This is a genomic window from Serratia sp. BW106 (assembly GCF_002607755.1).
Lineage (GTDB): Bacteria > Pseudomonadota > Gammaproteobacteria > Enterobacterales > Enterobacteriaceae > Serratia > Serratia proteamaculans.
In genome coordinates, this window is sequence record NZ_MCGS01000021.1 from 277948 (window position 1) to 304473 (window position 26526).

27 protein-coding genes and 1 other annotated feature are annotated in these 26526 nt (G+C 54.9%); of the genes, 11 read left to right on the forward strand and 16 right to left on the reverse strand.

Annotated features, from left to right (window positions below; genetic code table 11):
• Window positions 1-70: 70 nt before the first annotated feature.
• Together hisG and hisL are read right to left on the reverse strand one after the other, a co-directional pair.
• Complete coding sequence (gene hisG, locus BEI65_RS15870; RefSeq protein ID WP_085115991.1) at window positions 71-970, reverse strand: ATP phosphoribosyltransferase; 900 nt, start codon at window positions 968-970, stop codon at window positions 71-73.
• A gap of 70 nt (window positions 971-1040) precedes the next feature.
• Window positions 1041-1167: a sequence feature (His leader region), on the reverse strand.
• On the reverse strand, window positions 1143-1190 hold the full coding sequence (hisL, locus tag BEI65_RS26855; RefSeq protein WP_101495319.1) for a his operon leader peptide: 48 nt from the start codon (window positions 1188-1190) through the stop codon (window positions 1143-1145). (Overlaps the previous feature by 25 nt.)
• Window positions 1191-1419: 229 nt before the next feature.
• On the opposite strand from hisL, the gene BEI65_RS15875 reads away from it, so the two are divergent.
• Window positions 1420-2244, forward strand: coding sequence for an SDR family oxidoreductase (locus tag BEI65_RS15875; RefSeq protein WP_099064156.1), 825 nt, complete (start codon window positions 1420-1422; stop codon window positions 2242-2244).
• A 56-nt stretch (window positions 2245-2300) separates the two neighbouring features.
• Here the strand turns inward: BEI65_RS15875 and BEI65_RS15880 are convergent, their stop codons facing one another.
• Window positions 2301-3215, reverse strand: a complete 915-nt coding sequence (locus tag BEI65_RS15880; protein WP_099064157.1) for a LysR family transcriptional regulator — start codon at window positions 3213-3215, stop codon at window positions 2301-2303.
• A 248-nt stretch (window positions 3216-3463) separates the two neighbouring features.
• Here BEI65_RS15880 and speB point away from each other — a divergent pair, with 248 nt between their 5' ends.
• Window positions 3464-4396, forward strand: a complete 933-nt coding sequence (gene speB / locus BEI65_RS15885; RefSeq protein WP_099064158.1) for an agmatinase — start codon at window positions 3464-3466, stop codon at window positions 4394-4396.
• 72 nt (window positions 4397-4468) lie between these two features.
• Complete coding sequence (locus tag BEI65_RS15890) at window positions 4469-5851, forward strand: sodium:solute symporter (protein ID WP_099064159.1); 1383 nt, start codon at window positions 4469-4471, stop codon at window positions 5849-5851.
• A 39-nt stretch (window positions 5852-5890) separates the two neighbouring features.
• On the opposite strand, the gene corA is transcribed toward BEI65_RS15890, so the two are convergent.
• Together corA and BEI65_RS15900 are read right to left on the reverse strand one after the other, a co-directional pair.
• Window positions 5891-6871, reverse strand: a complete 981-nt coding sequence (gene corA / locus BEI65_RS15895) for a magnesium/cobalt transporter CorA (protein WP_099064160.1) — start codon at window positions 6869-6871, stop codon at window positions 5891-5893.
• An 11-nt stretch (window positions 6872-6882) separates the two neighbouring features.
• Window positions 6883-7302: an N-acetyltransferase gene (locus BEI65_RS15900; protein WP_099064161.1), complete on the reverse strand. Its 420-nt coding sequence runs from the start codon at window positions 7300-7302 to the stop codon at window positions 6883-6885.
• Between the two features lie 131 nt (window positions 7303-7433).
• Here BEI65_RS15900 and BEI65_RS15905 point away from each other — a divergent pair, with 131 nt between their 5' ends.
• On the forward strand, window positions 7434-8534 hold the full coding sequence (locus BEI65_RS15905; RefSeq protein WP_099064162.1) for a PQQ-dependent sugar dehydrogenase: 1101 nt from the start codon (window positions 7434-7436) through the stop codon (window positions 8532-8534).
• 18 nt (window positions 8535-8552) lie between these two features.
• Here BEI65_RS15905 and BEI65_RS15910 read toward each other — a convergent pair whose 3' ends face one another.
• Both BEI65_RS15910 and BEI65_RS15915 read right to left on the reverse strand, forming a co-directional pair.
• Window positions 8553-9173, reverse strand: a complete 621-nt coding sequence (locus BEI65_RS15910; protein WP_099064163.1) for a glutathione S-transferase family protein — start codon at window positions 9171-9173, stop codon at window positions 8553-8555.
• A gap of 103 nt (window positions 9174-9276) precedes the next feature.
• On the reverse strand, window positions 9277-9933 hold the full coding sequence (locus tag BEI65_RS15915; protein ID WP_099064164.1) for an HAD family phosphatase: 657 nt from the start codon (window positions 9931-9933) through the stop codon (window positions 9277-9279).
• A gap of 112 nt (window positions 9934-10045) precedes the next feature.
• On the opposite strand from BEI65_RS15915, the gene BEI65_RS15920 reads away from it, so the two are divergent.
• Window positions 10046-10282, forward strand: coding sequence for a hypothetical protein (locus BEI65_RS15920; RefSeq protein ID WP_099064165.1), 237 nt, complete (start codon window positions 10046-10048; stop codon window positions 10280-10282).
• Complete coding sequence (locus BEI65_RS15925) at window positions 10227-11255, forward strand: isopenicillin N synthase family oxygenase (RefSeq protein ID WP_099064166.1); 1029 nt, start codon at window positions 10227-10229, stop codon at window positions 11253-11255. The genes BEI65_RS15920 and BEI65_RS15925 overlap by 56 nt, the downstream gene beginning before the upstream one ends.
• Before the next feature lie 189 nt (window positions 11256-11444).
• Here BEI65_RS15925 and BEI65_RS15930 read toward each other — a convergent pair whose 3' ends face one another.
• Both BEI65_RS15930 and BEI65_RS15935 read right to left on the reverse strand, forming a co-directional pair.
• Window positions 11445-12590 (reverse strand): PLP-dependent aspartate aminotransferase family protein, encoded by a 1146-nt coding sequence (locus BEI65_RS15930; RefSeq protein ID WP_099064167.1) that lies wholly within the window; start codon window positions 12588-12590, stop codon window positions 11445-11447.
• Window positions 12591-12607: 17 nt separating this feature from the next.
• Window positions 12608-13975 (reverse strand): cystathionine beta-synthase, encoded by a 1368-nt coding sequence (locus BEI65_RS15935; protein WP_099064168.1) that lies wholly within the window; start codon window positions 13973-13975, stop codon window positions 12608-12610.
• A 464-nt stretch (window positions 13976-14439) separates the two neighbouring features.
• Here BEI65_RS15935 and BEI65_RS15940 point away from each other — a divergent pair, with 464 nt between their 5' ends.
• On the forward strand, window positions 14440-15645 hold the full coding sequence (locus tag BEI65_RS15940) for a serine hydrolase (protein WP_198404455.1): 1206 nt from the start codon (window positions 14440-14442) through the stop codon (window positions 15643-15645).
• Between the two features lie 61 nt (window positions 15646-15706).
• Here BEI65_RS15940 and BEI65_RS15945 read toward each other — a convergent pair whose 3' ends face one another.
• The 4 genes from BEI65_RS15945 to deoC form a co-directional block, all read right to left on the reverse strand.
• Entirely contained in the window at window positions 15707-17074 is a 1368-nt protein-coding gene (locus BEI65_RS15945) for an L-serine ammonia-lyase (protein ID WP_099064170.1), read from the reverse strand.
• 90 nt (window positions 17075-17164) lie between these two features.
• Window positions 17165-18460: an HAAAP family serine/threonine permease gene (locus tag BEI65_RS15950; RefSeq protein WP_099064171.1), complete on the reverse strand. Its 1296-nt coding sequence runs from the start codon at window positions 18458-18460 to the stop codon at window positions 17165-17167.
• A 968-nt stretch (window positions 18461-19428) separates the two neighbouring features.
• A complete protein-coding gene (gene deoR / locus BEI65_RS15955) occupies window positions 19429-20193 on the reverse strand; it encodes a DNA-binding transcriptional repressor DeoR (protein WP_099064172.1) in 765 nt (254 codons plus the stop codon).
• 145 nt (window positions 20194-20338) lie between these two features.
• Window positions 20339-21019, reverse strand: coding sequence for a deoxyribose-phosphate aldolase (deoC, locus tag BEI65_RS15960; RefSeq protein WP_020826066.1), 681 nt, complete (start codon window positions 21017-21019; stop codon window positions 20339-20341).
• Window positions 21020-21235: 216 nt separating this feature from the next.
• Between deoC and BEI65_RS15965 the strand changes: the two genes are divergently transcribed.
• Window positions 21236-22078: a hypothetical protein gene (locus BEI65_RS15965; protein ID WP_099064173.1), complete on the forward strand. Its 843-nt coding sequence runs from the start codon at window positions 21236-21238 to the stop codon at window positions 22076-22078.
• A gap of 36 nt (window positions 22079-22114) precedes the next feature.
• On the opposite strand, the gene ybjG is transcribed toward BEI65_RS15965, so the two are convergent.
• Both ybjG and BEI65_RS15975 read right to left on the reverse strand, forming a co-directional pair.
• Window positions 22115-22720 carry an undecaprenyl-diphosphate phosphatase gene (gene ybjG / locus BEI65_RS15970; protein WP_099064174.1) on the reverse strand — a complete coding sequence of 202 codons (606 nt, stop codon included), beginning with the start codon at window positions 22718-22720 and terminating at the stop codon, window positions 22115-22117.
• Between the two features lie 5 nt (window positions 22721-22725).
• Complete coding sequence (locus BEI65_RS15975; RefSeq protein WP_221344909.1) at window positions 22726-23478, reverse strand: phosphatase PAP2 family protein; 753 nt, start codon at window positions 23476-23478, stop codon at window positions 22726-22728.
• A gap of 137 nt (window positions 23479-23615) precedes the next feature.
• Here BEI65_RS15975 and BEI65_RS15980 point away from each other — a divergent pair, with 137 nt between their 5' ends.
• Together BEI65_RS15980 and eco are read left to right on the forward strand one after the other, a co-directional pair.
• The gene (locus BEI65_RS15980) at window positions 23616-24455 is read left to right on the forward strand and encodes a 5'-methylthioadenosine/S-adenosylhomocysteine nucleosidase (protein WP_099064175.1); all 840 of its coding nucleotides are present in this window, start codon (window positions 23616-23618) and stop codon (window positions 24453-24455) included.
• A gap of 141 nt (window positions 24456-24596) precedes the next feature.
• Complete coding sequence (gene eco, locus BEI65_RS15985) at window positions 24597-25109, forward strand: serine protease inhibitor ecotin (RefSeq protein WP_099064176.1); 513 nt, start codon at window positions 24597-24599, stop codon at window positions 25107-25109.
• Between the two features lie 83 nt (window positions 25110-25192).
• Here eco and BEI65_RS15990 read toward each other — a convergent pair whose 3' ends face one another.
• Window positions 25193-26212: a nuclear transport factor 2 family protein gene (locus BEI65_RS15990; RefSeq protein ID WP_198404456.1), complete on the reverse strand. Its 1020-nt coding sequence runs from the start codon at window positions 26210-26212 to the stop codon at window positions 25193-25195.
• Window positions 26213-26312: 100 nt separating this feature from the next.
• Here BEI65_RS15990 and BEI65_RS15995 point away from each other — a divergent pair, with 100 nt between their 5' ends.
• On the forward strand, window positions 26313-26516 hold the full coding sequence (locus BEI65_RS15995) for a LysR family transcriptional regulator (RefSeq protein ID WP_099064197.1): 204 nt from the start codon (window positions 26313-26315) through the stop codon (window positions 26514-26516).
• Window positions 26517-26526: the final 10 nt, after the last annotated feature.

The following is a 26526-nucleotide window of genomic DNA, read 5'->3' on the forward strand; positions in this document are numbered from 1 at the left end:
AAGCAGTGCTGTGCGCTGTTCGGCGCTGCAGTCTGCCCAGTTGACCAGAGTATTGAAGTTCGACATGGCCTTACTCCATCATCTTCTCAATTGGCAACACCAGAATCGAGCTGGCACCCAGCGCTTTCAGTTTTTCCATGGTTTCCCAGAACAGGGTTTCGCTACTGACCATGTGCATGGCTACGCGGTTCTGTGCGCCGGCCAGCGGCAGAATGGTAGGGCGTTCGGCACCCGGCAGCAGCGCGACGATTTCGTCCAGACGCTCGCTTGGCGCGTGCAGCATGATGTACTTGGATTCACGCGCCTGGATCACGCCCTGAATACGGGTCATCAGGCGGTCGATCAGTTGCTGTTTGGCTTCCGGCATTTCGCCGTCGCGTTGGATCAGGCAGGCTTTCGAGCGGTAAATCACTTCCACTTCACGCAGGCCGTTGGCTTCCAGCGTAGCGCCGGTGGAAACCAGGTCGCAGATGGCGTCGGCCAGACCGGCACGTGGTGCCACTTCAACCGAACCGTTCAGCAGGCAGGATTTGAAGCGCACGCCCTGTTTGTCGAGGTATTGCTTCAGCAGGTGTGGGTAAGAGGTGGCGATGCGGGCGTCTTGCAGGCTTTGCGGGCCGGTATATTCACTGTCGAGTGAAGTGGCCAGCGACAGGCGGCAGCCGCCGAAGTCCAGGCGGCGCAGGGTGAAGTAGCGCGGGTCTTCGCCCTGGGCGCGGCGGTTGAGCAGCTCTTCTTCCAGCACGTTCTCACCGATAATGCCCAGGTCGACCACGCCGTCCATCACCAGGCCCGGGATATCGTCATCGCGCACGCGCAGGATATCAATCGGCATATTCTCCGCGAAGGCGATCAGGCGTTGTTGCTGCAGGTTGATTTTGATACCGCAGCGCGCCAGCAGCTCCTGTGATTCATCACTCAGGCGGCCCGATTTCTGCATTGCTATCCGTAAACGTGTTTTATCCAACATGGTAACCTCTGTTTAATCTGTAATTTTATGAATTTATTATGAAAATTATTTTGTCTGTCTGTCCGGAGCCAAAAAAAAACCCTCGGAAGAAATCTTCCGAGGGCTCTCTCTTGCATTCTGCGCGCCACTGGAAGATTAACTAACCGTCTTCCAGCACACATCGCCTGAAAGACTAGTCAGGGTGATGGTGATGATGGTGGCTGAACTGAATGCGTGTCATGGTGTGTTCTCTGTATAAAGTCGCTACAAACTCAATTGCTAATTAACCTAAACTATCCGCCGTCTGTCGCGCAACTCTTTTTTGTCGTCATAAATTTAATTTATTGAAACAGGTTGAGTTATTAGCTGGACGCGACTTTACCTAAGCTTAAGGTCGGTGGATTGAATCACTACGCCGACTGGCGTAGCCTTAATGGGCAAAGCGCTGCAGTCTTCAAGAGAGGAAGATCATGAAAAAGGTAGCCATTATTGGCCTGGGTTGGTTGGGTATGCCGCTGGCTCTGTCGCTGATGAGCCGCGGATTTGACGTCGTTGGCAGTAAAACCACGCCGGATGGCGTCGAGGCCGCACGGATGAGCGGGATTGAATGCTATCAGTTGGAAATGACGCCGGAACTGATTTGCGAACCGGAGGATCTGGAAGCACTGTTGCGCGTTGATGCGCTGGTGGTGACGTTACCCGCTCGCCGTACCGTCGAAGGCAGTGAAAACTATTTTAATGCGGTGCGCATGCTGGTGGACAGCGCGATGGCCTTCGGCGTGCCGCGCATCCTGTTTACCAGTTCAACCTCGGTGTACGGTGAAACCACCGGCACGGTGCGCGAAGACTCGCCGCTGAAGCCGGTTTCGCCTTCGGGGCAGGTGCTGGCAGAGCTGGAGCGTTGGCTGCATGAGCTGCCGAACACCTCGGTGGATATTTTGCGTCTGGCAGGGCTGGTGGGAGCCGATCGTCATCCTGGCCGTTTCCTGGCCGGTAAAGTTGACGTTAAAGGCGGCTCGCAAGGGGTCAATCTGGTGCATCAGGACGACGTGATCGGTGCGATCCAACTGCTGCTGAAATTGCCGAAAGGCGGCCATGTTTATAATCTGTGTGCGCCGGCCCATCCGACCAAACGCGAGTTCTACCCGGCGCTGGCCGAACAATTAAATCTGGCACCTCCGCAGTTCGCCGCCGAGGCGGAGCAGGGCGGGCGGCTGGTGGACGGCAGCCGTATCTGCAATGAACTGGGATTTGAATATCAGTACCCGGATCCGGCGCGTATGCCGGTCAACTAAACGTTTGAACATGCCCTGCCAAGTGCGGGGCATTTTTTTATGCTGTTCGCACCTTGCTACACCAACGCCATAGCGGCTGAAGCCTCCCCGGCGTGCTGCAAATCCTCCAGCAATGCGCTTAGTGCCTCCTTTGGCATGCCGGGCCGGGTCACCAGACTCAATGCCGCCTGATAAGACAGCGCCTGCCCACCTAACTGTTTCAATGCGCCTTGTTCTACCCAGCGCGCGGCGTAATGGGTGGGCAGATAACCGAGATACTCGCCGCTGAGCACCAGATGGGCGACCCCTTCCATATGATGGGCAACGGCACCGAGGTTTAGCGGTGCCAGCGGGCAAAGCTGCTGCGCCAGCAGGTAGCCGCGTTTGACCCAGCGCGCATTTTCAATCTGTTCACGTCCCGGCTGCTCCAGTGCAAACAACGGGTGATCGCTGCTGCAATAGACCGCCTGCGTCTCTTCTATCCAGGGCTGATACTGCAACTCGTCCAACTGCTGGCCAAAATAACCGATCCCTAAATCGAGTTGCTGATTCAGCAACCCCTGTTCCAGTTCGCCGGGGGCGAAAATTCGGCACTGCAACTGCACATCCTGATGCCGACGTTGAAACTGTTTGATGGCACGACTGAAGGGATTACCCGGTAGCGACACCAGATTATCCACCAGGCCAATCTGCAGATCGCCGGTCAACAGACCGTTCAGCGACTGACTGACGCGGGTAAAGTCACGCGCGGCGTTAAACAGGGTGCGGCAGGCGATCAGCATGCGTTCGCCTTTCGGGGTCAGCATAAAACCGGAACGGCCGCGCTGACACAGGCGAAATCCCAGTCGGGTCTCCAGCGTGGCGAGATGGGTGCTGATGGTCGACTGATTCATCAACAGCGTTTCCTGAGCCGCGCTGACGCCCTGGGCTTCCGCAACGGCGACGAATACCCGCAGCAGTCGCAGATCAATATCGCTCAAATTGGTGAGCATTCTCTCCTCCACGGAAATCGCCAATTGTTAACCATTGCATAACATCACCGAGGGGGTTCGGTGGGCAGATAACTGTGTCTTTATGGCATGGGAGTTAAATAAAAGCCAATGGTTCAATGCGTTACTAATCATCGGTATTTTCAATACTTACATTCTAAAGATGGAATGGTAGCCCTGTCAGGTGTCGGGGTAGCCTGTAATTGTTATCCAAATGTTGAAACTCGCCGACGCTCGAACAAGGAAAGCCCATGTTGAATCAACCCCAAAGTGGCAACGATATGCCGCGTTTTGCCGGTATCCCTACCATGATGCGCCTGCCCGTCGCAGATGACGCACGGGGGCTGGATGCGGCCTTCGTTGGTATTCCCCTTGATATTGGTACTTCAAATCGCAGCGGTACGCGTTATGGACCGCGGCAAATCAGGCAAGAGTCGGTGATGATCCGCCCTTACAACATGGGCACCGCCGCCGCGCCTTTTGAACGGTTACAGGTGGCCGATTTGGGAGATGTAGCCATCAACCCCTACAGCCTGGAGGACAGCGTCCGCCGCATTGAGCTGGCTTATAACGACATTTTGGCCCACGGCTGCATTCCACTAACGCTGGGGGGCGATCACACACTGACGTTACCTGTCCTGCGTGCGATGGCCAGCCGATATGGCCCGGTCGGCTTGATTCACGTGGATGCCCACTCTGACACCAACGAAGAGATGTTTGGTGAAAAGTTGGCGCACGGGACGACTTTTCGCCGCGCCTTTGAAGAGGGGCTATTGCAGCCACAGCGGGTGGTACAGATTGGTCTGCGCGGCAGCGGTTATGAGGCCGATGATTTCGGCTGGTCCAGCAAACAGGGATTCCGCGTGGTACCGGCGGAAGCCTGCTGGTATCGCTCGTTGGCACCGCTGATGGCAGAAGTGCGTGAACAGATGGGCAATGCGCCGGTTTACCTCAGTTTCGACATTGACGGTCTGGATCCGGCCTTTGCACCGGGCACCGGCACACCGGAGGTCGGTGGGCTGTCGGTTTGGCAGGGCCTGGAGATCGTCAGGGGCTGCCGGGGGCTGAATCTGGTCGGCAGCGACGTGGTGGAGGTTTCGCCGCCTTACGATCGTTCCGGCAATACCGCGCTACTGGCGGCTAACCTGCTGTTTGAAATGCTGTGCGTGCTGCCTGAGCGATAAGGCCTCGCCATACCCTGACCGGCGGAGCCGTTGCGCCAGATACCGAATAATAACAAGCATGCGGAGTGACTGATGAATCTCGACCTGCTGGTAGTGGTGTTTTACTTTTTGGTGATAGGGGCGGTGGGATGGCTTGGCGTTCGCCGGGCTACCACCAAGGAAGATTATCTGGTGGCTGGCCGCAATCTGGGGCCCTGTTTGTACCTGGGCACGCTGTCCGCCGTGGTATTGGGTGGTGCGTCAACCATTGGCAGCGTCAAGCTGGGTTACACCTACGGGATCTCGGGGGTATGGCTGTGCGGGGCGCTGGGTGCGGGGATTGTGGTGTTGAGCATGGTGTTGGCCAAACCGCTGCTCAAACTCAAGCTCTACACCGTCAGTCAGGTGCTGGCGCGACGCTATCATCCGGCCGCCAGAGTCACCAGCGGTGCCATCATGCTGGCTTACGATCTGATGGTGGCGGTGACCTCGATTATCGCTATCGGCAGCGTGATGCAGGTGATGTTTGATCTGTCGTTCACCGCTTCGATTCTGCTCGGCGGCGGTTTGGTGGTGCTTTATTCCACGCTGGGCGGCATGTGGTCACTGACGCTGACCGATATCATCCAGTTTATTATTATGACCGTCGGCATGATGCTGGTATTGATGCCGATGAGCATCGTCAAGGCCGGTGGCTGGGCGGCGTTCAGCAGCCAACTGCCGGACAGCTACTATCAGCTGTCGTCGATCGGGCTGGATACCATCCTGGTGTTCTTCCTGATCTACTTCTTCGGCATTCTGATCGGTCAGGATATCTGGCAGCGGGTATTTACCGCCCGCAGCAGCAATATTGCCCGTTACGCCGGGCTGGGGGCTGGGGTTTACTGCGTGCTGTATGGCGTGACCGGTGCTCTGATTGGCATGGCCGGTAAGCTGGTACTGCCGCAACTGAGCAATACCGATGGCGCTTTTGCCGCCATTGCTCAGGCGGTGTTGCCGGCGGGCGTCAGTGGTTTGGTGGCGGCTGCCGCGTTGGCGGCGCTGATGTCGACGGCCAGCGCCTGTCTGTTAGCGTCCTCAACTATCGCGCTGGAGGACGTATTGCCGGCAATACGCAAGCGGCCTTCCGGTGGCTTGGCGGCCGGGCGACTCACGACACTGATCATGGGCTGCATTATGCTGGGGCTGGCGTTTGTGGTGCGGGACGTGATGATGGCGCTGACGCTGGCGTATAACCTGCTGGTGGGCGGTATGCTGATCCCGCTGATCGGCGCCATTTTCTGGCAGCGCGCCACCAGCACCGGGGCTATTGCCAGCATGCTGACCGGCAGCCTGTGCGTGTTGGGGCTGATGTATTACCAGGGTATTGAGGCCAACAGCCCGATCTACGGTGGCCTGCTGGCGGGCGGCGCGGCCTTTCTGATTGGCAGTTTGCTGACCCGACCCAGTCTGCAGCAGCAGGTTCAGCCCGAGTAATGGGTAAAATGGGGCTGTGATGCGCAGCCCCATAACTGGCTACAGCCAGCCGGATCTCTTCAGTTTTTGGTACAGGAAGAAGCAGCCGACGGCGGTGACCCCGAGAATGGTGTGATAGGCCCAGGGGAATTTCAGCTCCGGCATATTGGCAAAGTTCATGCCGTACAGGCTGAATATCACCGTTGGGATCGCCAGGATCGCCCCCCAGCCCGCCAGCCGTTTTACCACTTCGTTCTGTTTTACCGTGACCAGTGCCAGATTGACGTGCATGGCGTTGGTCAGCATTTCTCGCATATCGTCGATGTTACTGACCACCTGGCGGGCATGGTCCTGTACGTCGCGTACATAGGCGCGCAGCTCTTTCGGGATCACTTCTTCATGCAGGCGAATCAGCTGATTGCAGATTTCGTCCATTGGCATCGCCGCATTGCGTAGCGCCAACAGGTGTCGCCGCAGGGTATAGACGTTCTCGATGGCGGTCTGATCAAACTCGGACTTGAACATGTTGGCTTCGATGGCTTCGATATCCGTCTCGAACTTTGCCACCACGGTGCGGTAGTTATCTACCACAAAATCCATCACCGAATACAAGGCAAAACCCGGACCGCGGCACATTTGCTTGTGGTTTTCTTCGGCCTTGAGGCGGATCGGCGCATAGCTGGGTGAGTCACCGTGGCGTACCGTGACCAGAAAGTTTTTGCCGACAAAGAAGTGGGTTTCGCCGTACTCGACTTCGCCCTTTCCCCATTGCGCGGTTTTGACCACGATAAACAATGAATCGCCGTAGGCTTCGAGTTTTGGCCGCTGGTGGGCGCACAGGGCATCTTCAATCGCCAGATCGTGCAACCCAAACTCCTCTTGCACCTTGCGCATAAAGGCGTCCTCCGGCTGCCACAGCCCGAGCCAGACGAAGGTGTCCGGCTGCTTGACCACCTCACTGATATCATCAATGGTCACTTCGCCCAGCCGTTGACCGGCCTTGTATGCCACGCAATTCACAACCATGGTTGCGGTTTCCATCAAGCCACCTGCTATTCAATAAGAGTTTTGGTGAGAAAGTAACATTCGTGTTCTATCGGGTAATTCTGCAGCGTCATCTGCAAGCGATACCCGAGCTTCTCGTAAAACGGCCGCGCCTGAAAGCTGAAGGTTTCCAGGCGAACATAACAACAACCCCGCGCTTTAGCCTCCTGTTCAGCCGCCAGCACCACCTTGCGACCTAACCCGCTGCCGCGCTGCGAATCATCCACCCACAACCATTCAACGCTCAACCAGTTTCCCCAGGTCTCGCCGGTCAGGCCTGCGACCACCCGACCTGCTTCGTCCTGGCTATAGACGGCAAGGGGTTTGCGTTGGGTAGGGTCGATGTATGGGCTGTTGTGGGCCCGCAACCCCAAACGGATGGTGTTGAGGGTTTCTTCGTCAGGGGTTTCGGTGACGGTGATGTTCATGTTTTCTCCTTGGTGAACCCTTAACTTAAGCACAGTCCGTTAAAAAGGCAACATATTGAAATTTAAAACAAACGTGGGGATCATCCTACTGGGCTACACTAAGTGGGTCAGTTTCTGTCCAGGAGGACGCTATGCCCCGATTGAGCATGATGGCCGCTTTACTGTTGTTCAGTGGTCTGTTGCACGCCGCGCCGACGGTCACGCAATTACAGGATAAATTGGAACACCCATGGTCGCTGGCGTTTTTGCCTGGCGATCGGGGAATGTTAATCACCGAAAGACCGGGCCGTCTGCGATTGTGGCAGCAAGATAAAGGGCTGTCAGCGCCGATTAGCGGCGTGCCACAGGTGTATGCCCAGGGGCAGGGTGGCCTGCTGGAAGTGCTGTTGGCGCCGGATTTTGCCGACAGCAGGCGGGTTTACCTCAGCTTTGCCGAAGCGGGTGAGGATGGCAAGGCGGGGACCGCCGTGGGCTACGGCCAGCTAAGCGCCGACAGCCGGCGGCTGGAGAACTTCAGGGTGATTTTCCGTCAGCAGCCGAAGTTGTCGGTCGGTAATCACTTCGGTGGCAAGCTGGCGTTCGATCGTCAGGGATATCTGTTTATCGCACTGGGCGAAAATAACCAGCGGCCGACGGCGCAGGATCTGGACAAGCTGCAGGGCAAGATCCTGCGGTTAACCGCCGAGGGGGCCGTACCGCCGGATAATCCGTTTGTCGGTCAGGCCGGTAAGCGGCCAGAAATCTGGTCTTATGGCCAGCGCAATCCACAGGGATTGGCGCTGAACCCGTGGAGCGGTGCCATCTGGGAGCATGAGCATGGCCCGCGCGGCGGGGATGAGATCAATATTCCTCAGGCCGGGAAAAACTACGGTTGGCCGATCGCCACCTATGGCATTAATTATTCCGGGTTGGCGATCCCGGAGGCTAAAGGGCAGAAGGTGGCCGGCACCGAACCGCCGCTGCATTATTGGCCGGTGTCGCCCGGTATCAGCGGCATGGCGTTCTATGATTCGCAACGCTTCCCTGCCTGGCGGCATTCGCTGTTTATTGGCGCGTTGGCGCAAAAAGAGTTAATCCGTCTGACGCTGGACGGTAATAAAATTGTGGGGGAGGAACGGCTGCTGGCCGATCAAGGCGAACGCATTCGCGAAGTGCGCACCGGACCTGATGGTTATCTTTATCTGCTGACGGATGAGAGTGACGGTAAGCTGCTGAAGGTCGGGGCGTCGTAAAAAACCGCCCCGTGAAAATCAGGTTAACTCACTCATCACACCCTGCTGATAAGCGGGGCGGGCGGTTAACTGCTGGTACCAGCGCTCCATGTTCGGGCGGGGTTGGCGCTTAATCGGCATTGAGAACCAGGCGTAAGCAAAGCTGCCGAGCGGGATGTCACCGATACCGAACGACTCGCCGGAAAGGTAAGGCTGGCGGCCCAGGGTCTCTTCCACAATGTCGAAGTGCTTTTCCAGCGTGGCGATCGCCGCTTCAATCTTGGCCATGTCACGCAGTTCCGGCTTGGTACGCACCAGGCCCCAGAACACCACGCTAAAGTGGCTGACGATAGTGGCGGTGGTCCAGTCCATCCATTTCTCAGCGCTGGCGCGTGCCTGCAGATCCTGCGGGTAGAACGGTTCGCTACCAAATTTCGCCGCCAGATAACGCACTATGGTGTTGGATTCCCACAGCACGAAGTCACCGTCCTGCAGTAACGGCACCAGACCGTTCGGGTTTAATGAGCGGTAGAGCTCGTCGTTCACCTTGCCGAATGCGCCACCGGCATTGATATGGCTATAGTTCAGCTCCAGCTCTGCGGCGCACCACAGCACTTTCCTGACATTGTTCGAATTTTCACGACCCCAAATGGTCAGCATAGAACGCCTCTTTATACGGGTGAATTAACCTAAACAGTTATTCGTACGCCACAATTCAGCGGTTGTCACACCGGAAGGCATTTTTTGCCGACCGACGCGTCGTTTAGCGCTCCCAGCGGCAAATCTCCCAACCCTTTTCGACTGCCAGCGCATTGAGCTCCGTGTCCGGGTTGATCACCGTGGCGCTGTCGACATATTCCAGCATCGCCTTGTCGTTGAGGGAGTCGCTGTAGCCATGGCTGTGTTCAAAGCTCAGCTCCGGGTGTTCGGCCAGCCACTTTTTCAGGCGGATCACCTTGCCCTGTTGATAAGTCATGGTGCCGTAAGTGTTGCCGGTGAAGCGGCCGTCTTGCACTTCAACACCAATTGCCAGCGCGCCGTCGGCACCCAGTTGTGCGGCTATCGGCGCAACCAGATGTTCGCCCGTGGCGGAAATAACCAGAATGCAGTCGCCGCGTTCACGGTGCCACAGCAGGCGTTCACGGGCGGCGGGGTAGACGCGTGGCAGAATATCGCGGCGGATATAACGCTGCACCCAACCGGCCACCGTCTGGGTGCTCAGACCGGTCAACGGGGCCAGCGTGGCCTGCATGTAATCCTCCATCGACAGCTTGCCCTGATAATAGAGCTGCATCAGTTGCTGCTCCTGCTGTTCCAGTTCCGCCGGCGCAAACCCCTCGGTGACTAACCAGCGTATCCACAGGCTGGCGCTGTCATCATCAATCAGGGTTTCATCCAGGTCGAATAAGGCTAAATCCATCAGTATTTCTCCGGCAGGCAGGGAGTGAAATGGGGGTGTATACAGAATAGCGGATAGCGTAAGCCGCCAGCCAGTGGCGACGAACAAATTGCGCAGAGCATAAGAAACATTGATGACAGTTTTGCGACACTTTGTTGAAGCTTTGCATAACTTAGAACGCAACAATATTGGCTGGCATCGTTGGCAGGGTGGTAACTATAGGGACCATGTACTGTTCATCCAGGAGTTAAAGATGCTGATAATTCGCCTTTATAGCGGTCCGGTTTTTGTCGGGGATGAAGAGGAACAGGATAATGACACCACCACTGACGCTGAAGACGCTGCCGCTGCTGGATCTTTCGCAGCTTGACGGCGACGCGCGGCAGCGGCAGGCATTTCTTTATGAGCTGCGTGCAGCAGCGCGTGACGCAGGTTTTTTCTATCTGCGCGGACACGGCGTAGATAACCGGCTGAATGCTCAATTGCAGCAGTATGCCAGGCAATTTTTCGCCCTGCCGGAAGCCGACAAGCTGGCGGTGCAGATGGTACATTCGCCGCACTTTCGCGGTTATAACCGTGCTGCGGCCGAACTGACGCGCGGGCAGCCGGACTGGCGTGAGCAGTTTGATATCGGCGCGGAACGTCCTGCGCTGCAACTGGCTAATGAAACTCCGCGTTGGGCGCGTTTACAGGGGCCGAATCAATGGCCTGAGGCACTGCCCGAACTGAAGCCGTTGCTGTTGCAGTGGCAACAGGCGATGACCGCCATGTCGCTGCGACTGTTGCGCGCTTTTGCCCTGGCGCTTTCTTTACCGGAGCAGGCATTTGATGCGCTCTACGGCGACAAACCCAATGAACATATCAAACTGATCCGTTATCCGGGGCGCGAGGTGACCGCCAGCGGGCAAGGGGTGGGTGCCCATAAAGACTCCGGGTTTCTCAGCTTTCTGTTGCAGGACCGGCAAAAGGGTCTGCAGGTTGAAATTGACGAAGGGCGATGGATTGACGCCGAACCGCTTGAGGACACCTTTGTGGTGAATATCGGCGAACTGCTGGAGTTGGCAACCAATGGCTATCTGCGTGCCACGGTGCATCGGGTAGAGACACCCCCTGCGGGCAGCGACCGCCTGTCGATTGCCTTCTTCCTTGGCGCTCGGTTGGATGCCGTGGTGCCACTTTATCAGCTTCCGACACCTCTGATGGCCGAGGCGCACGGACCGGCCAGCGATCCGCATAATCCGCTGTTGCGTGACGTGGGTTTTAACTATCTGAAGGGGCGCATTCGTTCTCATCCCGATGTGGCGCAGCGCTACTATCAGGATGTTATCGATGCTGTAGTGTGAAAACTAAAAGGGCCAGAACTCAGATTCAAATGGGAAGGCCTGGCAAGATGTAGGCCTTTTGCAGTTGTCTTCCAGTTTGAGATACTCGGGCCTAGCGCACCGAGGGGCACTCCGGCAGCTAAAGCTGCTACGACCCCTTCGGCACGCTCTCCCTAATAACCAACTTTGTCAGTCGTCTGAGGGCTGCGATTATTCCGCCAGCGCTTGCTGCAGATCGGCGATCAGATCTTCTGCATCCTCAATGCCCACCGACAGGCGCAGCAACTGCGGCGTGATGCCGGTTTTCAGCCGCTGCTCCAGCGGGATTGACGCATGGGTCATGCTGAACGGCTGGCTGATCAGACTTTCCACCCCGCCCAGACTTTCTGCCAGGGTGAACAGCTGAGAACGCTTGATCACCCGACGGGCAAAGGCATCATCACCTTTCAGCCGCACTGAAATCATGCCGCCAAAGCTGCTCATCTGCTTTGCCGCCAACCCATGCTGCGGGTGGCTCGGCAGGCCCGGATAGTAGACGTCTTCTACCTGCGGTTGGCTTTCCAGCCACTGGGCAATACGTAAAGCACTGTTACTGTGACGCTCCATGCGCAGCGCCAGCGTGCGGATACCGCGCAGCGTCAGGAAGCTGCTGAATGGATCGAGAATGCCACCCACCGCGTTTTGTAAAAAGCCCAGCTGTTCGGCCAGCTCCGGGTTATTCCCTACAGCGGCCACGCCGGCCACCACGTCGGAATGTCCGTTGAGGTATTTGGTGGCCGAATGCACCACTACGTCAAAGCCGAGCTCCAGCGGACGTTGAATATAAGGCGAGGCGAAGGTGTTGTCCGCCACGCTGATCAAACCGTGTTTTTTGGCGATCGCGGCGATCGCACTCAGATCCGCCAGTTTCAACAGCGGGTTGGTCGGCGTTTCTACCCAGATCATTTTGGTATCAGGTTCGATCGCCTGCTCCAGCGCGGCAATGTCCGCCGGGGAAACATAGGTGACCCGCAGGCCGGCAGTGCGACTACGCACTTTTTCCAACAACCGATAGGTCCCGCCGTACAGATCGTCAACCGCCACCAGATGGCTGCCCTGGTCGAGCAGCTCCAGCACCGTTGAACAGGCCGCCAGGCCAGAGGCAAAGGCGTAACCGCGGCTGCCGCCCTCCAGTTCGGCGATGGCGCTCTCCAGCGCGGTGCGCGTCGGGTTGGCGCTGCGCGAATATTCATAGCCGGTATGCTCGCCCGGCGCCGGTTGGGCGTAGGTAGAGGTGGCGTAAATGGCCGGCATCACTGCGCCGGTAGCATCCGGCGTGTAGCCGGCATGGACGGTCAACGTATCAAACTTGGCCATACAATCTTCCTTATTTATTAGCGTAATTTCTGGCGCCAGGCGTTAAGCACGTCGGTGCGGGTAATCAGACCGAGGAAGCGCTCGCCGTCGAGCACCACCGCCACGTGGCCGTGATTGAAAGTGGCGAGCAAATCCTGATAGCTGGCTTCTTTTTGCAAGGTTTTGACCGAATGGGTCATGGCGCGGGAGGCCGGCAGGCTGAAGTGGCTGGCGTCCGCCTGTACGGCGTTCAGCAAATCCCACTCGTCGATCAGGCCGATCACCCGATCGCCCTCCAGCACCGGTAACTGTGAGATGTCATACAGCCGCATGCGGGCATGGACGATCGCCAGGGTATCTTCCGAAGCCACCGATACCGCAGCGCCTTCGTCATGACGGTAGGCGATCAGATCGCGCAGGTCACCGTGCTGCGGCTTGCTTAGCAAACCCTGTTCCAGCATCCAGTGATCGTTATACATTTTAGACAGGTATTTGTTGCCGCTGTCGCAGACGAAGGTGACCACGCGTTTCGGCTCGGTCTGCGCCTGGCAATAGCGCAGCGCGGCAGCCAGCAGGGTGCCGGTGGATGAACCGGCCAATACGCCTTCTTTACGCAACAGATCGCGCGCGGTGGTAAAGGCTTCGGCATCGCCGATGCGGTAGGCGTGACGTACCTGATTGAAGTCGCTCAGCGGCGGGACGAAATCTTCGCCAATGCCTTCTACCAGCCAGCTGCCGGCCTCACCTATCTGGCCGTTATCGAGATAGTCCGCCAGGATCGAACCGGCAGGGTCAGCCAAAACAAACTCGGTCTGGGGCGACACCTCGGCGAAATAGCGGCTCAGACCACCCAGCGTACCGCCAGAACCGACGCCGACCACGATGGCGTCGACCTGATGGTCCATCTGTTGCCACAGTTCCGGTGCTGTAGTGCGGGTATGGGCCGCCGGATTGGCCGGGTTATTAAACTGATCGATATAGAAAGCGCCGGCAGTCTCACTCGCCAGACGTTGGGCATAATCCTGATAGTAAGCCGGGTGGCCCTTGCCGACGTCGGAGCGGGTCAGTACCACTTCCACACCCAGTGCGCGCAGATGGAAAATCTTCTCGCGGCTCATCTTGTCCGGCACCACCAGCAACAGCTTATACCCCTTCAGGGCCGCCACCAGTGCCAGCCCGAGGCCGGTATTGCCGGCGGTGGCTTCAATGATGGTACCGCCGGGTTGCAGGCTGCCGTCACGTTCTGCCTGTTCGATCATCGAGAGCGCCACGCGGTCCTTGATTGAGCCGCCGGGGTTTTGATTCTCCAGTTTGACGAACAGCCGGCAGGGACCGGTATAGAACTGGGTCAGTTCCAGCATCGGGGTGTTGCCGATCAGATCGATGACGGAATGCGGTATAGCCATGGGGGATCTCCAGAATAATTCGGTTTAAAGCCGTTGTCTGGATGATAGCGCTGCCAATAAGCCTATTAAAAAGAACAAATAACCGTTAAATATGCCTTTTTGGAATATATTAATCTAATTTGGACGTATGGAAGCGCAGATGTGCAGCAGTTTGGATGTTTGGCCGTGTAGCCGTGGGTAGTATAAAAAAACCACGTACGGTTGGCTTTTCATCCAAATTGCGCGTAACAGCGTACAGTTATGTAAAAATGCTGAAAATTCACGCTAAACCCTGCAAAAATAAGATGAATCTAATAAACTCACAGCAAGGGCATTTTCGGTGCGCCGCTCACCCGTCATGGGGCCGCAGGGAGATTGCGGTTGGCAAACGCGTGCCGGGCCACTCTCGCTGGTTGGCTGAAAACGTGAATATGTTTGAAAGTTAACGCTATTTCAATGATTTGAATGGACACTCTGGCGACGTCATGATGAAAAGAAACTTACCTACCACTCTGAAAAAATTAACTTTTAGCGTCAGCATACTGTTGCTGGCTGTCCCTGTTGTCCAGGCGGCCGAAGCGCCGGCGGCGCCACAGGTAGATGCCAAGGCCTATGTGCTGATGGATTACAACAGCGGCAAAATTCTGGCGGAGGGCAATGCCGATACCCGTCTCGATCCCGCCAGCCTGACCAAGATCATGTCCAGTTATGTGATCGGCCAGGCGATCAAGGCCGGCAAGATCAAGCCCGAAGATATGGTGACCGTCGGTAAGGACGCATGGGCTACCGGCAACCCGGCGCTGCGCGGTTCCTCGCTGATGTTTATCAAGCCGGGCGATCAGGTGCCGGTGATGGAACTGAACAAGGGCATCGTCATTCAGTCGGGTAACGATGCCAGCATCGCCTTGGCCGACTATGTCGCTGGCAGTCAGGATTCGTTTGTCGGCCTGATGAACAACTACGCCAAATCGCTGGGCTTGCAGAATACCCACTTCCTGACGGTGCACGGTCTGGATGCGGAAGGGCAGTACAGCACCGCACGCGATATGGCCTTGCTCAGCCAGGCGTTGATCCGCGATGTGCCGGATGAGTACGCGCTGCACAAAGAAAAAGAGTTCACCTTCAACAAGATCCGCCAGGTTAACCGCAACCGTCTGTTGTGGAGCACCAACCTGACCGTTGACGGCATCAAAACCGGTTACACCGGCGGTGCCGGCCATAACCTGGTGGCCTCCGCTACCGATGGCCCGATGCGTTTGATTTCGGTGGTGCTGGGCGCGCCGAGCGACCGTATCCGCTTTAGCGAAAGTGAAAAACTGCTGACCTGGGGTTTCCGCTTCTATGAAACCGCCACGCCAATCAAAACGGACAAGCCGTTCGTGACCCAGAAAGTGTGGTTTGGCGATGTCGGGGAAGTGCCGTTGGGCGTAGCGAAAGACGCCGCTGTCACCATCCCGAAAGGGCAGATGAAAAACCTGAAGGCCAGTTACAAGCTGAACCAACCGACGCTGGAAGCGCCGTTGGCGAAAAATCAGGTAGTCGGCACCATTGATTTCCAGCTCGACGGTAAAACCATTGAGCAGTATCCGCTGGTGGCGATGCAGGAAGTGAAAGAAGGGAACTTCTTTAGCCGTATCTGGGACATGGTGATGATGAAGCTGACCCAGTGGTTCGGTAGCGTGTTCGGTTAAGAACAACAGCAATTAGCTTTAAGACGAGGGCGCAGTCCACAGGATTGCGCCCTCTTTTTGATCAGTTACAGGCCACCACCTTGATCGCCAGGCCGCCTTGCGAAGTCTCGCGGTACTTGGCGTTCATGTCCTTGCCCGTCTCATACATGGTTTCGATCACCTTATCCAGGCATACGCGCGGCTCACTGGTACGACGCAGCGCCATACGTGCGGCATTGACCGCTTTCACTGCGGAAATCGCGTTACGCTCGATACAGGGCACCTGAACCTGACCGGCCAGCGGATCGCAGGTCAGCCCCAGGTGGTGCTCCATGGCGATTTCCGCCGCAATGCAAACCTGTGCCGGGCTGCCGCCCATCAATTCTGCCAGCCCTGCCGCCGCCATTGAGCAGGCGACGCCCACTTCGCCCTGACAACCCACTTCGGCGCCGGAAATCGAAGCATTCATCTTATACAACGCACCGATCACGCCGGACGTCAGGAAATAACGGCTGTAGGAATTGGGGTTCACCGGACGAATAAACTGGTCGTAATAGGCCAGCACCGCCGGGATGATGCCACAGGCACCGTTGGTCGGAGCGGTCACCACGCGGCCACCGGCAGCGTTCTCTTCGTTAACGGCGAAGGCGAACATGTTGATCCAGTCGACGACGTTCATCGGATCGATATTGTTCTTGTCACCGGTCACCAGCAGACGGCGCAGGGCGGCGGCGCGGCGCTGAACCTTCATCGGGCCGGGCAACAGGCCTTCGGTGTTCATGCCGCGTTCGATACCAGCGCGCATTACCTGCCAGACATCGGCGAAGTGTGCGTCGATCTCGGCCTTGCTGTGCAGCGCCAATTCGTTTTGCATCACCAGGCCGGACAGCGACAAACCGGCATCTTTGCAGTGTTGCTGCAAGTCACGCGCAGAGTTGAACGGGAAGGGTACCTGAACCGGATTGGCAGCGGCCAGGCCGAAATTTTCTTCATCGACGATAAAACCGCCGCCGGTGGAGTAATAAGTTTTACTGTGCAGCTGCTGTTCACCGGCGAAAGCGCTGATGCGCATGCCGTTTTCATGCAGCGGCAGATTATCTTTGCTGAAGTTCATGCTGGTCTGCAGCGGGAAATCCACCTCGTGGTGGCCCTTGGCCAGCAGCAGGCGACCGCGTTGTTCAACGTCGCGGATAAAACCGGCGATGCCGTCGATATCTACATCGTGCGGCAGGTTACCCGCCAACCCCATGATAATCGCGATATCGGTGTGGTGACCTTTGCCGGTCAGCGACAGCGAACCGTAGACGTCCACCACCACGCGAGTGGTATCCATTAACTGCTGGTTGGCAATCAATTCATCGACAAACAGCTTGCCGGCTTTCATCGGGCCGACGGTGTGGGAACTGGATGGACCAATACCAATTTTGAAAATATCGAAAACGCTGACCATGGTCTCGCCTCCTTCTTCAGGTGTTAGGCGTTAATGCAGGAAAGGGAGGGCCGTGCGAGAAGCCGGCGCAGGTGCGCCGGCTGGGCGTCATTAGAAGCTGTAAAGGATTGCGGAGATGGCGATCAGGCCCATCACTACCACGAACACGTTGCTGATGTGGCCGCTGTATTTGCGCATTGCCGGTACTTTACGGATGGCGTACATCGGCATCAGGAACAGCAACATGGCGATGATTGGGCCACCCATATTCTCGATCATGCCGAGGATGCTTGGGTTCAGGGTCGCAACAATCCAGGTGGTCACCAGCATAAACAGGGCGGTGATACGGTTCAGTTTGTTGGTGCTGATGGTCTTGCCGCGGCTCTTCATCGACTTGGCGATCAGACCGTTAAAGCCTTCACGTGCCCCCAGGTAATGACCGAGGAACGATTTGGTGATGGCGATAAAGGCGATAACCGGCGCGATGTAGGCGATCATCGGGTTATTAAAGTGGTTGGCCAGGTAAGACAGAATGGAGATGTTCTGCGCCTTGGCTTCCGCCAGGTTTTCCGGTGACAGGCTCAGCACGCAGCTGAACACGAAGAACATCACGGTCAACACCATCATGATGTGCGCGAAACCCAGAATGCGTGAGCATTTCTTCTCGGCTTCTTCCTGACCGTATTCTTCACGCTTGGCCACCGCAAATGCGGAGATGATAGGTGAATGGTTGAAGGAGAACACCATCACCGGAATTGCCAGCCACAGGGTGACAACCAGACCGTGACCCATACCCGTGCCTGCGCCGGACAGAGAAACGTTCTCGAAGATTGCGGTGGTCCAGTTCGGGATCAGGTACAGGGCCAGCAGCATCAGCACGGCGACAAACGGGAAGACCAGGATGCTCATGGTTTTCACGATAGCCTGCTCACCGAAACGCACGATGGTCATCAGGCCGACAATCAGGATCAGCGACAGAATGGCACGTGGTGGCGAAGTCATACCCAATTGGTGGGTAATAAAGCTGTCGACAGTATTGGTGATGGCGACGCTGTAAACCAACAGGATCGGGTAGATAGCAAAGAAGTAGAGCAGGGTAATCAGCTTACCGGCGCTGATACCAAAGTGTTCTTCAACCACTTCAGTGATGTTTTCACCGGCATTTTTACCGGAGAGCACGAAGCGGCACAGGCCACGGTGAGCGAAGAAGGTCATCGGGAAAGCGATGATGGCCATGATGATCAGGGGAATCAAACCACCGATACCGGCGTTGATTGGCAGGAACAAAACGCCCGCGCCGATCGCGGTGCCGTACAGGCCCAACATCCACATGGTGTCGGTTTTACGCCAGGTACTGGTAGAGCCAGAAGCCGCAGAGGCAATAGTGCCGGTCTGTGTAGTGTCCATAAATATCTCCGAAGTGAACACGCTAATTTAAAATTAAAGGCAAAACTTAAGGTTAAGACCGAATGACGTAATATCAGATGACGGCATCGGTAAGAATCAGATGTAGCTTGCGGGGATAGTGGGTGCCCCCTGGTTGTTTAATAATCTAATTACCGTTGGCAACGGTGCCGGATAATTAATCTAATGATATTTAGCCCGTCGAGGACATCGTATCGGTACTGCTGCCGGAAGGTCATTGCCTGCCGATTTTCGTTGGCGGCAAGATAACGATTTACAGTAGAAACAACCGTGATCATGCTCTCAAATGCGTAATATGTGCGGCTAACTGCTTTTTTATTGGTTTTTCATGCATATGTTAAGCGCTTGTGTAAGATTTCATGCTGAAAACGCTCTCATCAATGTTTCAGAGTTTATCTGGCGTGAACAATCTGTAACCAGATAAAACGCTGCCGTTGTCAGCAAGTCGAGCAATATATTTTAAGCAGGGGTTTGAATCTAGCTAAAAACCCGGATTAAGCGGTTTTAGTGACGCAGATCACATTGTTAATTTAAGTGGAATTTGTTTCAATTGTTTGTTTTTACTGTATTTATTTTAAATATCCAGCTAATAACGCGGGTAAACTACTTAACTGGTTAGCGGATAAAAATGCTTAACCATTCATCATATAAATAAGCCAAATTGGTTATATTTAAAGCGCATTGGTTGCGCAATTGTTGATATTTATCATGCAGATGGTAATGCGATTTATCATATAAAAGCGCTGTTATACCTGGCGAGAAAGTAATATTAAGCCGGATTTATCTGGATAGAGGGAATAAGCCTGAGAAACTGTTTCAATTTATTAACCTGATATCGCGTAGGGATAAGAAAACAATTGAATCAATTGCGCATTATTTGTCCGGTTTTTGTCGGGCAAGAAGGGGCTAATGAAGGGCACCGCCGGCCGGGGCCGACGGTAGGGTGCAGATTAAAAACGAATGGCGATCGCGTTTTCGCTGAAAAATTCCGCAAACTCCGGGTCGGGCTGGCGATCGGTGATCACCCGGTCGAATTGGGTCAGTGGTCCAATGCAGGCGGGTTTGGTTTTACCGAATTTACTGTGGTCAGCCACCAGAATTTTTTGTTGTGACATTGCTATCGCCCGGTGCTTCATCTCCAACTCATCAAAGTTAAAGCAGGTGGCACCCTGTTGCAGGCTCAAACCGGCGGCGGAGATAAAGGCGATATTGGGACAGATATGATCCAGCTCGTTGTGGCGGCCAACGGCGGTGAAAATGTAGTTGTTTGGCTTGAATTCACCGCCGCACAGGATCACCTTGCAGTTCGGTTTGTCCTGTAACGCCAGAAAAGTATTCAGCGAGTGGCAGACCGCGGTGAACACCAGGTCGTCGGCAATGGCGTCGATGATTGCCGGGGTGGTAGTGCCGCAGTCGAAAAACACGGTGTCGTTTTCACTGATAAGCTGCGCGGCGAGCAAACCGATGCGCCGCTTTTCCGTGACCTGTTTGGCTTTTTGATCGGAAACAAAATAGTGGGTGACGCCGTTACTGCGTGGATCGGCCACCACGTAACCGCCCAGCAGCACCACGGCAGCCGGTTCCGCACTGAGATCGCGGCGAATGGTCATTTCTGAAACGCCCAACAGGACGGCGGCTTCTTTTAAGTGGATCTTGTCAGAGCGCTTTAACGCCTGCACTAATCGATTGATACGTTCTTCGCGCCGCGTTTCCATCTGTCTGTCTTCCCACAGGGTTAAGAGAGTTTCTCCAGGGCTGAACACACAAATGCGGGGTAATAGGGACCCAGCCATCGGCTGGACTTATTACCCCGCATCAGATTATCACGGCGCGCGCCCGGTACTGAGACGCCTCAGGTTATCAGTAACTGCCGGCGGCAGCCTGATCACCGGAAACGATTGCTACGCCAGAGCTGGTGCCGATACGAGTCGCACCTGCTTTGATCATCTTCTCGGCGGTTGCGCGATCGCGCACGGCGCCGGATGCTTTAACACCCATCTCACTGCCCACTGTCGCGCGCATCAGTTTGACGTGCTCTTCACGAGCTCCGCCGGTGCTGAAGCCGGTTGAGGTTTTAACGAAGGCCACATCAAGTTCGCGACACATTTCACAAACCTGAACGATCTGCGCATCGCTGAGCAGGCAGGTTTCCAATATTACCTTCAACGGGATCGCCGCGCAAACCTCGCGCACGGCGGCGATATCGGCTTTGACTTCGTCCAGCAGGCCGCTTTTCAGCCAACCCACGTTGATCACCATGTCAATTTCTTGCGCGCCGGCGGCAATGGCAGCTTTAGCTTCGAAGGCTTTGGCTACGGTCAGACCGGCACCCAGTGGGAAACCAATCACTGAGCAGATTTTCACTTCGCTTTCCTGCAGCAGGTGCGCCGCCAGTGGCACATAGCCAGAGTTAACGCAGACGGCGTAGAAGTTGTGCTGCTGTGCTTCTTCACACAGTTTGGCGATTTGCTCTTCAGTGGCGTCCATCGCCAGCAGGGTGTGATCGACATAGCGGGCGTAATCAATGTTTTCGGTTGTCATCTCGATTCCTTAGTCAGGTTTTCAAAGCAGGATGTGAATAATGTTATAATAATAACATTCCATTGGCGGTAAACATAGTGAAGTTTTAAAAATTATACCCAGATCATCGTTTTTTGGCTGTTGTGTGTATAACATGGGGACGGATAAAATGTTATTTAAGTAACATTTACAGGCGTTGGCCGCGGGATAACTCGCGTGAACACCCAGGGGGAAAGTATGGATATGATAATAAATCTGGCGCCAGAGCAGTTCGGAGCGCAACCAGAAGAAGTTTTCCGTAATGCGGATTTTGTAGTCACCACTTTTAACTGTGAAACAGCAGGGCCGATGCTGACGCTGGCAAACAGCCGCGGCTCACTACGGGTATTGCCTTACCGCGCTTTGACGATTTGGGATGCCGATTTTGATGGCTACTCGCTGAAGTCGGGCCGTCGTAGTACCAGAACGCCGATAGGCAAACCAGGGGGCAATGTCGCCTTTCATTCACCCTGGCCATACCTGGGGGACCCATTATCAGACATGCAGCTAGTGTGGTTGCAGGTCGAGGGCGATACGTTGACGCTGTATGGCAGTGGAGAGTCTGCTCATCAACATTGCCGACTGCGCCCGGCGGTACGTTTGACGGCGGACAGCGCCCAATTCTCGATTGATATGCAAATCACCAACCTTGCCAATCGCCCCCTATCGCTAAGTTATGTTTGCCAGCTCAACTATGGCTGCATTCCCGCGGCGGTGTTCCGACAGAACTTACCGATGCCGGCACTGACTCCTCCGGGGAGCATCGCCGAGCAGGGGGTGCAGTGTACGGACGATCTGTCACTGTATGTCGATCAGGCCGAGTTCTTTATGTTGGCGTCAAAGGGGAGGCGCTACGTCACGCGGTTTTCCACCGAGCAGTTCAACTATGGTCTGCGCCCTATTGCACAACAAGGGAACCAGCGTTTGTTCAGGTTCATTCAACCGGCCACCAGCAGCCCACAGGAGCAAAGTGGGCAGACGGGGATGATGATAGGAGCGGGAAAAACACGTGAGTTTTGTGTGACGACCGGTGTGGTGTGAGAACAGGGGCGGAGCCGCCCCTGCCAAAGTGCCAATTTACTCTTTCACCCAGCCCTTGCGGATCGGGATGGCGAACAGGAAACGGTACAGGCGCGTCAGTTTGTTGGCGATGATATCGCCAAACAGGTTCCACACCAGTTGAGCAAACAGGCAACCGACCAGACCGAGCAGGAAACCGCCCACCATATCCAGCGGCCAGTGCACGCCCAAATAGACACGTGACCAGGCAATACCGGCAGCCACAATCAGCAATAAAATTCCTGACCAAACCCGGTGCCAGAACAAAAAGGCCAGAGCGAAGGTAAAGATGGCGGTGCCGTGATCGCTCGGGAAGGAGCTGTCCGGGGCATGTGCCAGGAAGGTATAACCGACACCGGCGACGAACGGCCGCTCATGCGGCAAAAGCATACCAATGGTGGCTGAGGCAAGCATGGCGAACAGCAGAGCAATTGTCGTCTTGGCCACTACTTCACGTTGCGATACCAGTTGATTCTGCGGCCCCCACAGCCAGAGTCCGACGATCAGCATCGGCACGATAGCAATGAGATCGCGCGCCAGAAAAGTAGCGAGATCGATCAACCATTCGGGGGACGCCGGGGTCGCATTGATCCAGGCGAAAAGAAGATAATTCAACTGCTCCATAATATTTACCTTGTCTTGCGGCGGCTATAACCGCTCACCATCCAATAAACAGCCAACTGGCTGAGCCAAACCCACCAACCCGCCCACAGGTTATGGGTAAGAAAATGTGCGCCGCGCATCACCTGACCAAAACCCATCAGCATGCCGAGCGCAATACCGCCGAACCAGCACCAGTAAGCCAGGCGTGGGCGTTGCGGGTAAAACAGGAAAAACAGCGCCATCACTGCAAAGCCACTGGAAGCATGGCCGCCAGGGAAGCAGCGGCCCGGACCGGGTTCTGCCGGGATTGCACCGAACAAGGGGTAGGACATGGCCTTGCCGCCGTATTCGATCAAATCCCATGGGCAGGAGTGCGCGCTGGTGGCTTTCAGAATGCCGACCACCAAGGGGCCAATACCGATCAGCAGCATGGTGACGATCATGCGCGGATTACGGCGGAAAATTCCCCAAAACAACGCCAACACTGCACCGGTAATGACGCCAATTTTCAGCAAGCGGTGGTTAATCAAGTCCAGCCAGCGATCGTTTTGCCACGGGAAGTGCCCACTGGCGGCGTCGAACCAGTAATTGCTGACTGCCCAGTCCAGCTGTTCGTTACGCGACAGCCAAAGGAACAACAAGCCACTGACTATCAATCCCAAAACCTGCCAACGGTAAAAGGATGCCGACAGGGAGTAAAGGGCGTTAGTCTTAATTTGGGGTGTTGTTGAGGATTGATTTAATGAAGGTTTTGGATTCACGCGCAGGCTCGGTGACATTAATGGATGCTGCCACTGTAATAATTCTGCCTTAAGAAAACCTTAACCCTCCGGCTGGCTGACGTAGAGAAAGCGATAGGCGGATTATCGGCTTTCGGCTAAGGTAATCGTTTGCTTTTTATTGGGATGATGTGTCGATGACAAAAAAATTAAATTTGGCGCTGTTGGCAGCCTGTAGTGCAGTTTTTTCACCTTTGGCGTTGGCACAGGTCACCGGGCCGATTGTGGTGCAGGGCGCGATGCCGGTAGAGGCTGAACGTTTCGCCCAGCGCCTGGACAACCCGCGTGAGGAGCAGATTGGTGGTTGGCGTTTCTGGCGCGGTACGGTGGACGGTTATCCGGTGGTGGTGTCAGAAACCCTGAAAGGCATGTCTAATGCGGCGGCCGCTACGGCGATTGCTGCGACTAACTTCCACCCGGTGGCGATCATCAATCAGGGTACCGCCGGTGGCCACGATCCGGCACTGAAGGTGTACGACATCGTGCTGGGTAAGTATTCGGTTAGTCTGGGTGCCTTTAAAACGCCGAAGAAGGCACTGGGGGAGGGCAGTGACTCACGTCAGTGGCAACCGATGGATTTACTGGCTTCGAAAGGCAGTGCCGGTGAGGATAAGAATGCCCACACTCTTCGCCAATTCCCGGCGGATGCCAACCTCCTGGCCATAGCGGAAGGGGTTAAGGGCAGCTATACCCAGGGCAAGGTGGTTGAAGGGGTGATCGGTTCCGCCGACGTGTGGAACAGTGAACTGGACCGCATTGGTTATTTCCACAAAAACTATCATACCTCGGTTGAAGAGATGGAGACGGCCTCCGCCGCGCAGATCGCTGTTGCCTTCAACATCCCCTTTGTTGGCATCCGCGTACTGTCTAACAATATTACCAATCAGGGTAAATATGACCCGCAGACGGGCCTGGCGTGCCAGGATTATGTCTATCAGGTGGTGAAGGCTTATATCGCCAAAAACGCATCTCGTTAATGATTTATCCTAATAAATGGTCGGTGGTGGGTTATTGTCGCTGGCCATTGCTAATTGTAAAGAAGATTAAACTGCTGGCTAGCCTATCGGTAGTGTATTAGCTTATGCCCGGAGCATTTAATAAATTGTAGGGATATAAACATGAACAAGGTATCCGTTGTATTTTCCGGCCTGCTGATGGCCGTTTCCGCCAGCGCCATTGCTGCCACCTCTGCTGAAGAGACTGATATCAGCAAACAGCCGCTGGAAAAGGTCGCCCCTTACCCGAAAGCCGAAAAGGGCATGAACCGTCAGGTGATTTACCTGCCGAAGCAGGAACACGAAGAGAATTTCAAGGTTGAACTGCTGATCGGCAAAACGCTGGAAGTGGACTGCAACCGCCACATGATCGGCGGCACGCTGGAAAGCAAAACGCTTTCCGGTTGGGGTTACAACTACCTGGTGCTGGAAAAACTGTCTGAACCGGCCTCCACCATGATGGCTTGCCCAGACAACACCAAAACGCAGAAATTTATTGCCGCCAATCTGGGTGACGCTGCTATGCAACGTTACAACAGCCGCTTGCCAATCGTCGTCTATGCACCGAAAGACGTGGAAGTGAAATACCGCGTGTGGAAAGCCGAAGACACCGTGAGTAAAGCAGAGCAGAAGTAATGCTGATGCGTGCTAACCATTAGCGTGGCTAAGTGATTGCCCGCCAAACTGTCCGGCTGACGATAACATCGCCAGCCGGCATTTTATTTTTCGCTCACGGGTTTTGTGAATAAAGAATCGTACTTAATTGAATCCACCGGAGTGTCTTCTATTTTAGCTATTTTCCCCTCTTTCATCGTGAAGTGAAGAATGACAAAGCTTGATTTAACCTCTTTGTCCCAGCTGGTATTCATTCGGATATACTCTTTTACGAACACATCGTTTTTCGATGCGGCATAGCCACCCCATTCCAGTTTGTATTTATCGCCAGCCACATTGGCGATTAATTTCTCTCTGAAGGTTTCATATCCATGCCATCCCTTATATCTTCCTGCCAGCGAACTTCGGCCAGGGGTATAAAACTCAAACTCATCACCGACAAGTTTTGACATGGCGTTAAGATCGCCTTTCCAGAAATAATGATAAAACTTCCTCACCACTTGCAGACTCTCAACCGAGTGCGTGAAAGGATCGTTGTCCGAAATCCCTACGCTTTTCTGGCTAAAACCTGCTGATCTGGTCTCAATGTATTGGGATTTTGGCGTCCAAAAAGCGTCATACGCAATGGGATCCTGAGGTATTGTCCAGGCTTCCGAAATCAAACCATCCTTAATATGATACTCCATAATGAATCTTAATAGCCACTTTTCACCTGGATTTTCTTTACGATTCATGATGATGTCTTCGCGGGTGAAGATGGTGTCTTCATTAATCGCCAGGCTGGGCACCGATAAGGAAAAGTCCCCACCAGAATAGTTTCCAATATTTGAAAGGAATTGGCTGAACCCCTCTTTTCCCCAATACTCTCCAGCGTTTAACCCTTTGCCTGGCACATGCATGATAAAATCATCGGTGATATAGCTCAATATAATGGCTTTATCCCCGATCTTAAATACGTCATAAAATTTGTTAATTAATTCCCTGTTGCTTTTTAACATATTAGCGGTGTCCGTTAGCCTGGGATCAAGAGATTCATTGACAGTAGCTGAAGAAAAAGCATTCATGCTGAATATTGCTGCCAATAAGGATACTGTAACGATAACCTTCCTGGTGTTTATAAACATAATTTCCGTTTTTTATCTGACGTGTAAGTCGATACTAATTTGTTTTTACCCGATGCGGTACCCCGTTTTTTTCGATAGTATGTATCTAAAAGGAGGATACATGTTGGAAACTGTTAGTCTTGATCAACTCCGGACCTTTATAGCGGCGGCCACGGAAGGCAGCTTCTCTGCCGCAGGGAGAAAATTAAGGCGTAGTCAATCTGTGGTGAGCCATACTATTTCTAATCTAGAGCATCAGGTGGGCGTTAAGCTTTTTGTAAGAGAGTCGCGCTACCCCACTTTGACCTCTGAAGGGCTTTGTTGAATAAATCGAA

What these genes read in the sequence shown, in the direction of transcription:
- hisG (WP_085115991.1), bottom strand. Translation starts at nt 970, where the DNA reads ATGTTGGATAAAACACGTTTACGGATAGCAATGCAGAAATCGGGCCGC.
- BEI65_RS15875 (WP_099064156.1), top strand. Translation starts at nt 1,420, where the DNA reads ATGAAAAAGGTAGCCATTATTGGCCTGGGTTGGTTGGGTATGCCGCTG.
- BEI65_RS15880 (WP_099064157.1), bottom strand. Translation starts at nt 3,215, where the DNA reads ATGCTCACCAATTTGAGCGATATTGATCTGCGACTGCTGCGGGTATTC.
- speB (WP_099064158.1), top strand. Translation starts at nt 3,464, where the DNA reads ATGTTGAATCAACCCCAAAGTGGCAACGATATGCCGCGTTTTGCCGGT.
- BEI65_RS15890 (WP_099064159.1), top strand. Translation starts at nt 4,469, where the DNA reads ATGAATCTCGACCTGCTGGTAGTGGTGTTTTACTTTTTGGTGATAGGG.
- corA (WP_099064160.1), bottom strand. Translation starts at nt 6,871, where the DNA reads ATGGAAACCGCAACCATGGTTGTGAATTGCGTGGCATACAAGGCCGGT.
- BEI65_RS15900 (WP_099064161.1), bottom strand. Translation starts at nt 7,302, where the DNA reads ATGAACATCACCGTCACCGAAACCCCTGACGAAGAAACCCTCAACACC.
- BEI65_RS15905 (WP_099064162.1), top strand. Translation starts at nt 7,434, where the DNA reads ATGCCCCGATTGAGCATGATGGCCGCTTTACTGTTGTTCAGTGGTCTG.
- BEI65_RS15910 (WP_099064163.1), bottom strand. Translation starts at nt 9,173, where the DNA reads ATGCTGACCATTTGGGGTCGTGAAAATTCGAACAATGTCAGGAAAGTG.
- BEI65_RS15915 (WP_099064164.1), bottom strand. Translation starts at nt 9,933, where the DNA reads ATGGATTTAGCCTTATTCGACCTGGATGAAACCCTGATTGATGATGAC.
- BEI65_RS15920 (WP_099064165.1), top strand. Translation starts at nt 10,046, where the DNA reads ATGACAGTTTTGCGACACTTTGTTGAAGCTTTGCATAACTTAGAACGC.
- BEI65_RS15925 (WP_099064166.1), top strand. Translation starts at nt 10,227, where the DNA reads ATGACACCACCACTGACGCTGAAGACGCTGCCGCTGCTGGATCTTTCG.
- BEI65_RS15930 (WP_099064167.1), bottom strand. Translation starts at nt 12,590, where the DNA reads ATGGCCAAGTTTGATACGTTGACCGTCCATGCCGGCTACACGCCGGAT.
- BEI65_RS15935 (WP_099064168.1), bottom strand. Translation starts at nt 13,975, where the DNA reads ATGGCTATACCGCATTCCGTCATCGATCTGATCGGCAACACCCCGATG.
- BEI65_RS15940 (WP_198404455.1), top strand. Translation starts at nt 14,440, where the DNA reads ATGATGAAAAGAAACTTACCTACCACTCTGAAAAAATTAACTTTTAGC.
- BEI65_RS15945 (WP_099064170.1), bottom strand. Translation starts at nt 17,074, where the DNA reads ATGGTCAGCGTTTTCGATATTTTCAAAATTGGTATTGGTCCATCCAGT.
- BEI65_RS15950 (WP_099064171.1), bottom strand. Translation starts at nt 18,460, where the DNA reads ATGGACACTACACAGACCGGCACTATTGCCTCTGCGGCTTCTGGCTCT.
- deoR (WP_099064172.1), bottom strand. Translation starts at nt 20,193, where the DNA reads ATGGAAACGCGGCGCGAAGAACGTATCAATCGATTAGTGCAGGCGTTA.
- deoC (WP_020826066.1), bottom strand. Translation starts at nt 21,019, where the DNA reads ATGACAACCGAAAACATTGATTACGCCCGCTATGTCGATCACACCCTG.
- BEI65_RS15965 (WP_099064173.1), top strand. Translation starts at nt 21,236, where the DNA reads ATGGATATGATAATAAATCTGGCGCCAGAGCAGTTCGGAGCGCAACCA.
- ybjG (WP_099064174.1), bottom strand. Translation starts at nt 22,720, where the DNA reads ATGGAGCAGTTGAATTATCTTCTTTTCGCCTGGATCAATGCGACCCCG.
- BEI65_RS15975 (WP_221344909.1), bottom strand. Translation starts at nt 23,478, where the DNA reads ATGTCACCGAGCCTGCGCGTGAATCCAAAACCTTCATTAAATCAATCC.
- BEI65_RS15980 (WP_099064175.1), top strand. Translation starts at nt 23,616, where the DNA reads ATGACAAAAAAATTAAATTTGGCGCTGTTGGCAGCCTGTAGTGCAGTT.
- eco (WP_099064176.1), top strand. Translation starts at nt 24,597, where the DNA reads ATGAACAAGGTATCCGTTGTATTTTCCGGCCTGCTGATGGCCGTTTCC.
- BEI65_RS15990 (WP_198404456.1), bottom strand. Translation starts at nt 26,212, where the DNA reads ATGTTTATAAACACCAGGAAGGTTATCGTTACAGTATCCTTATTGGCA.
- BEI65_RS15995 (WP_099064197.1), top strand. Translation starts at nt 26,313, where the DNA reads ATGTTGGAAACTGTTAGTCTTGATCAACTCCGGACCTTTATAGCGGCG.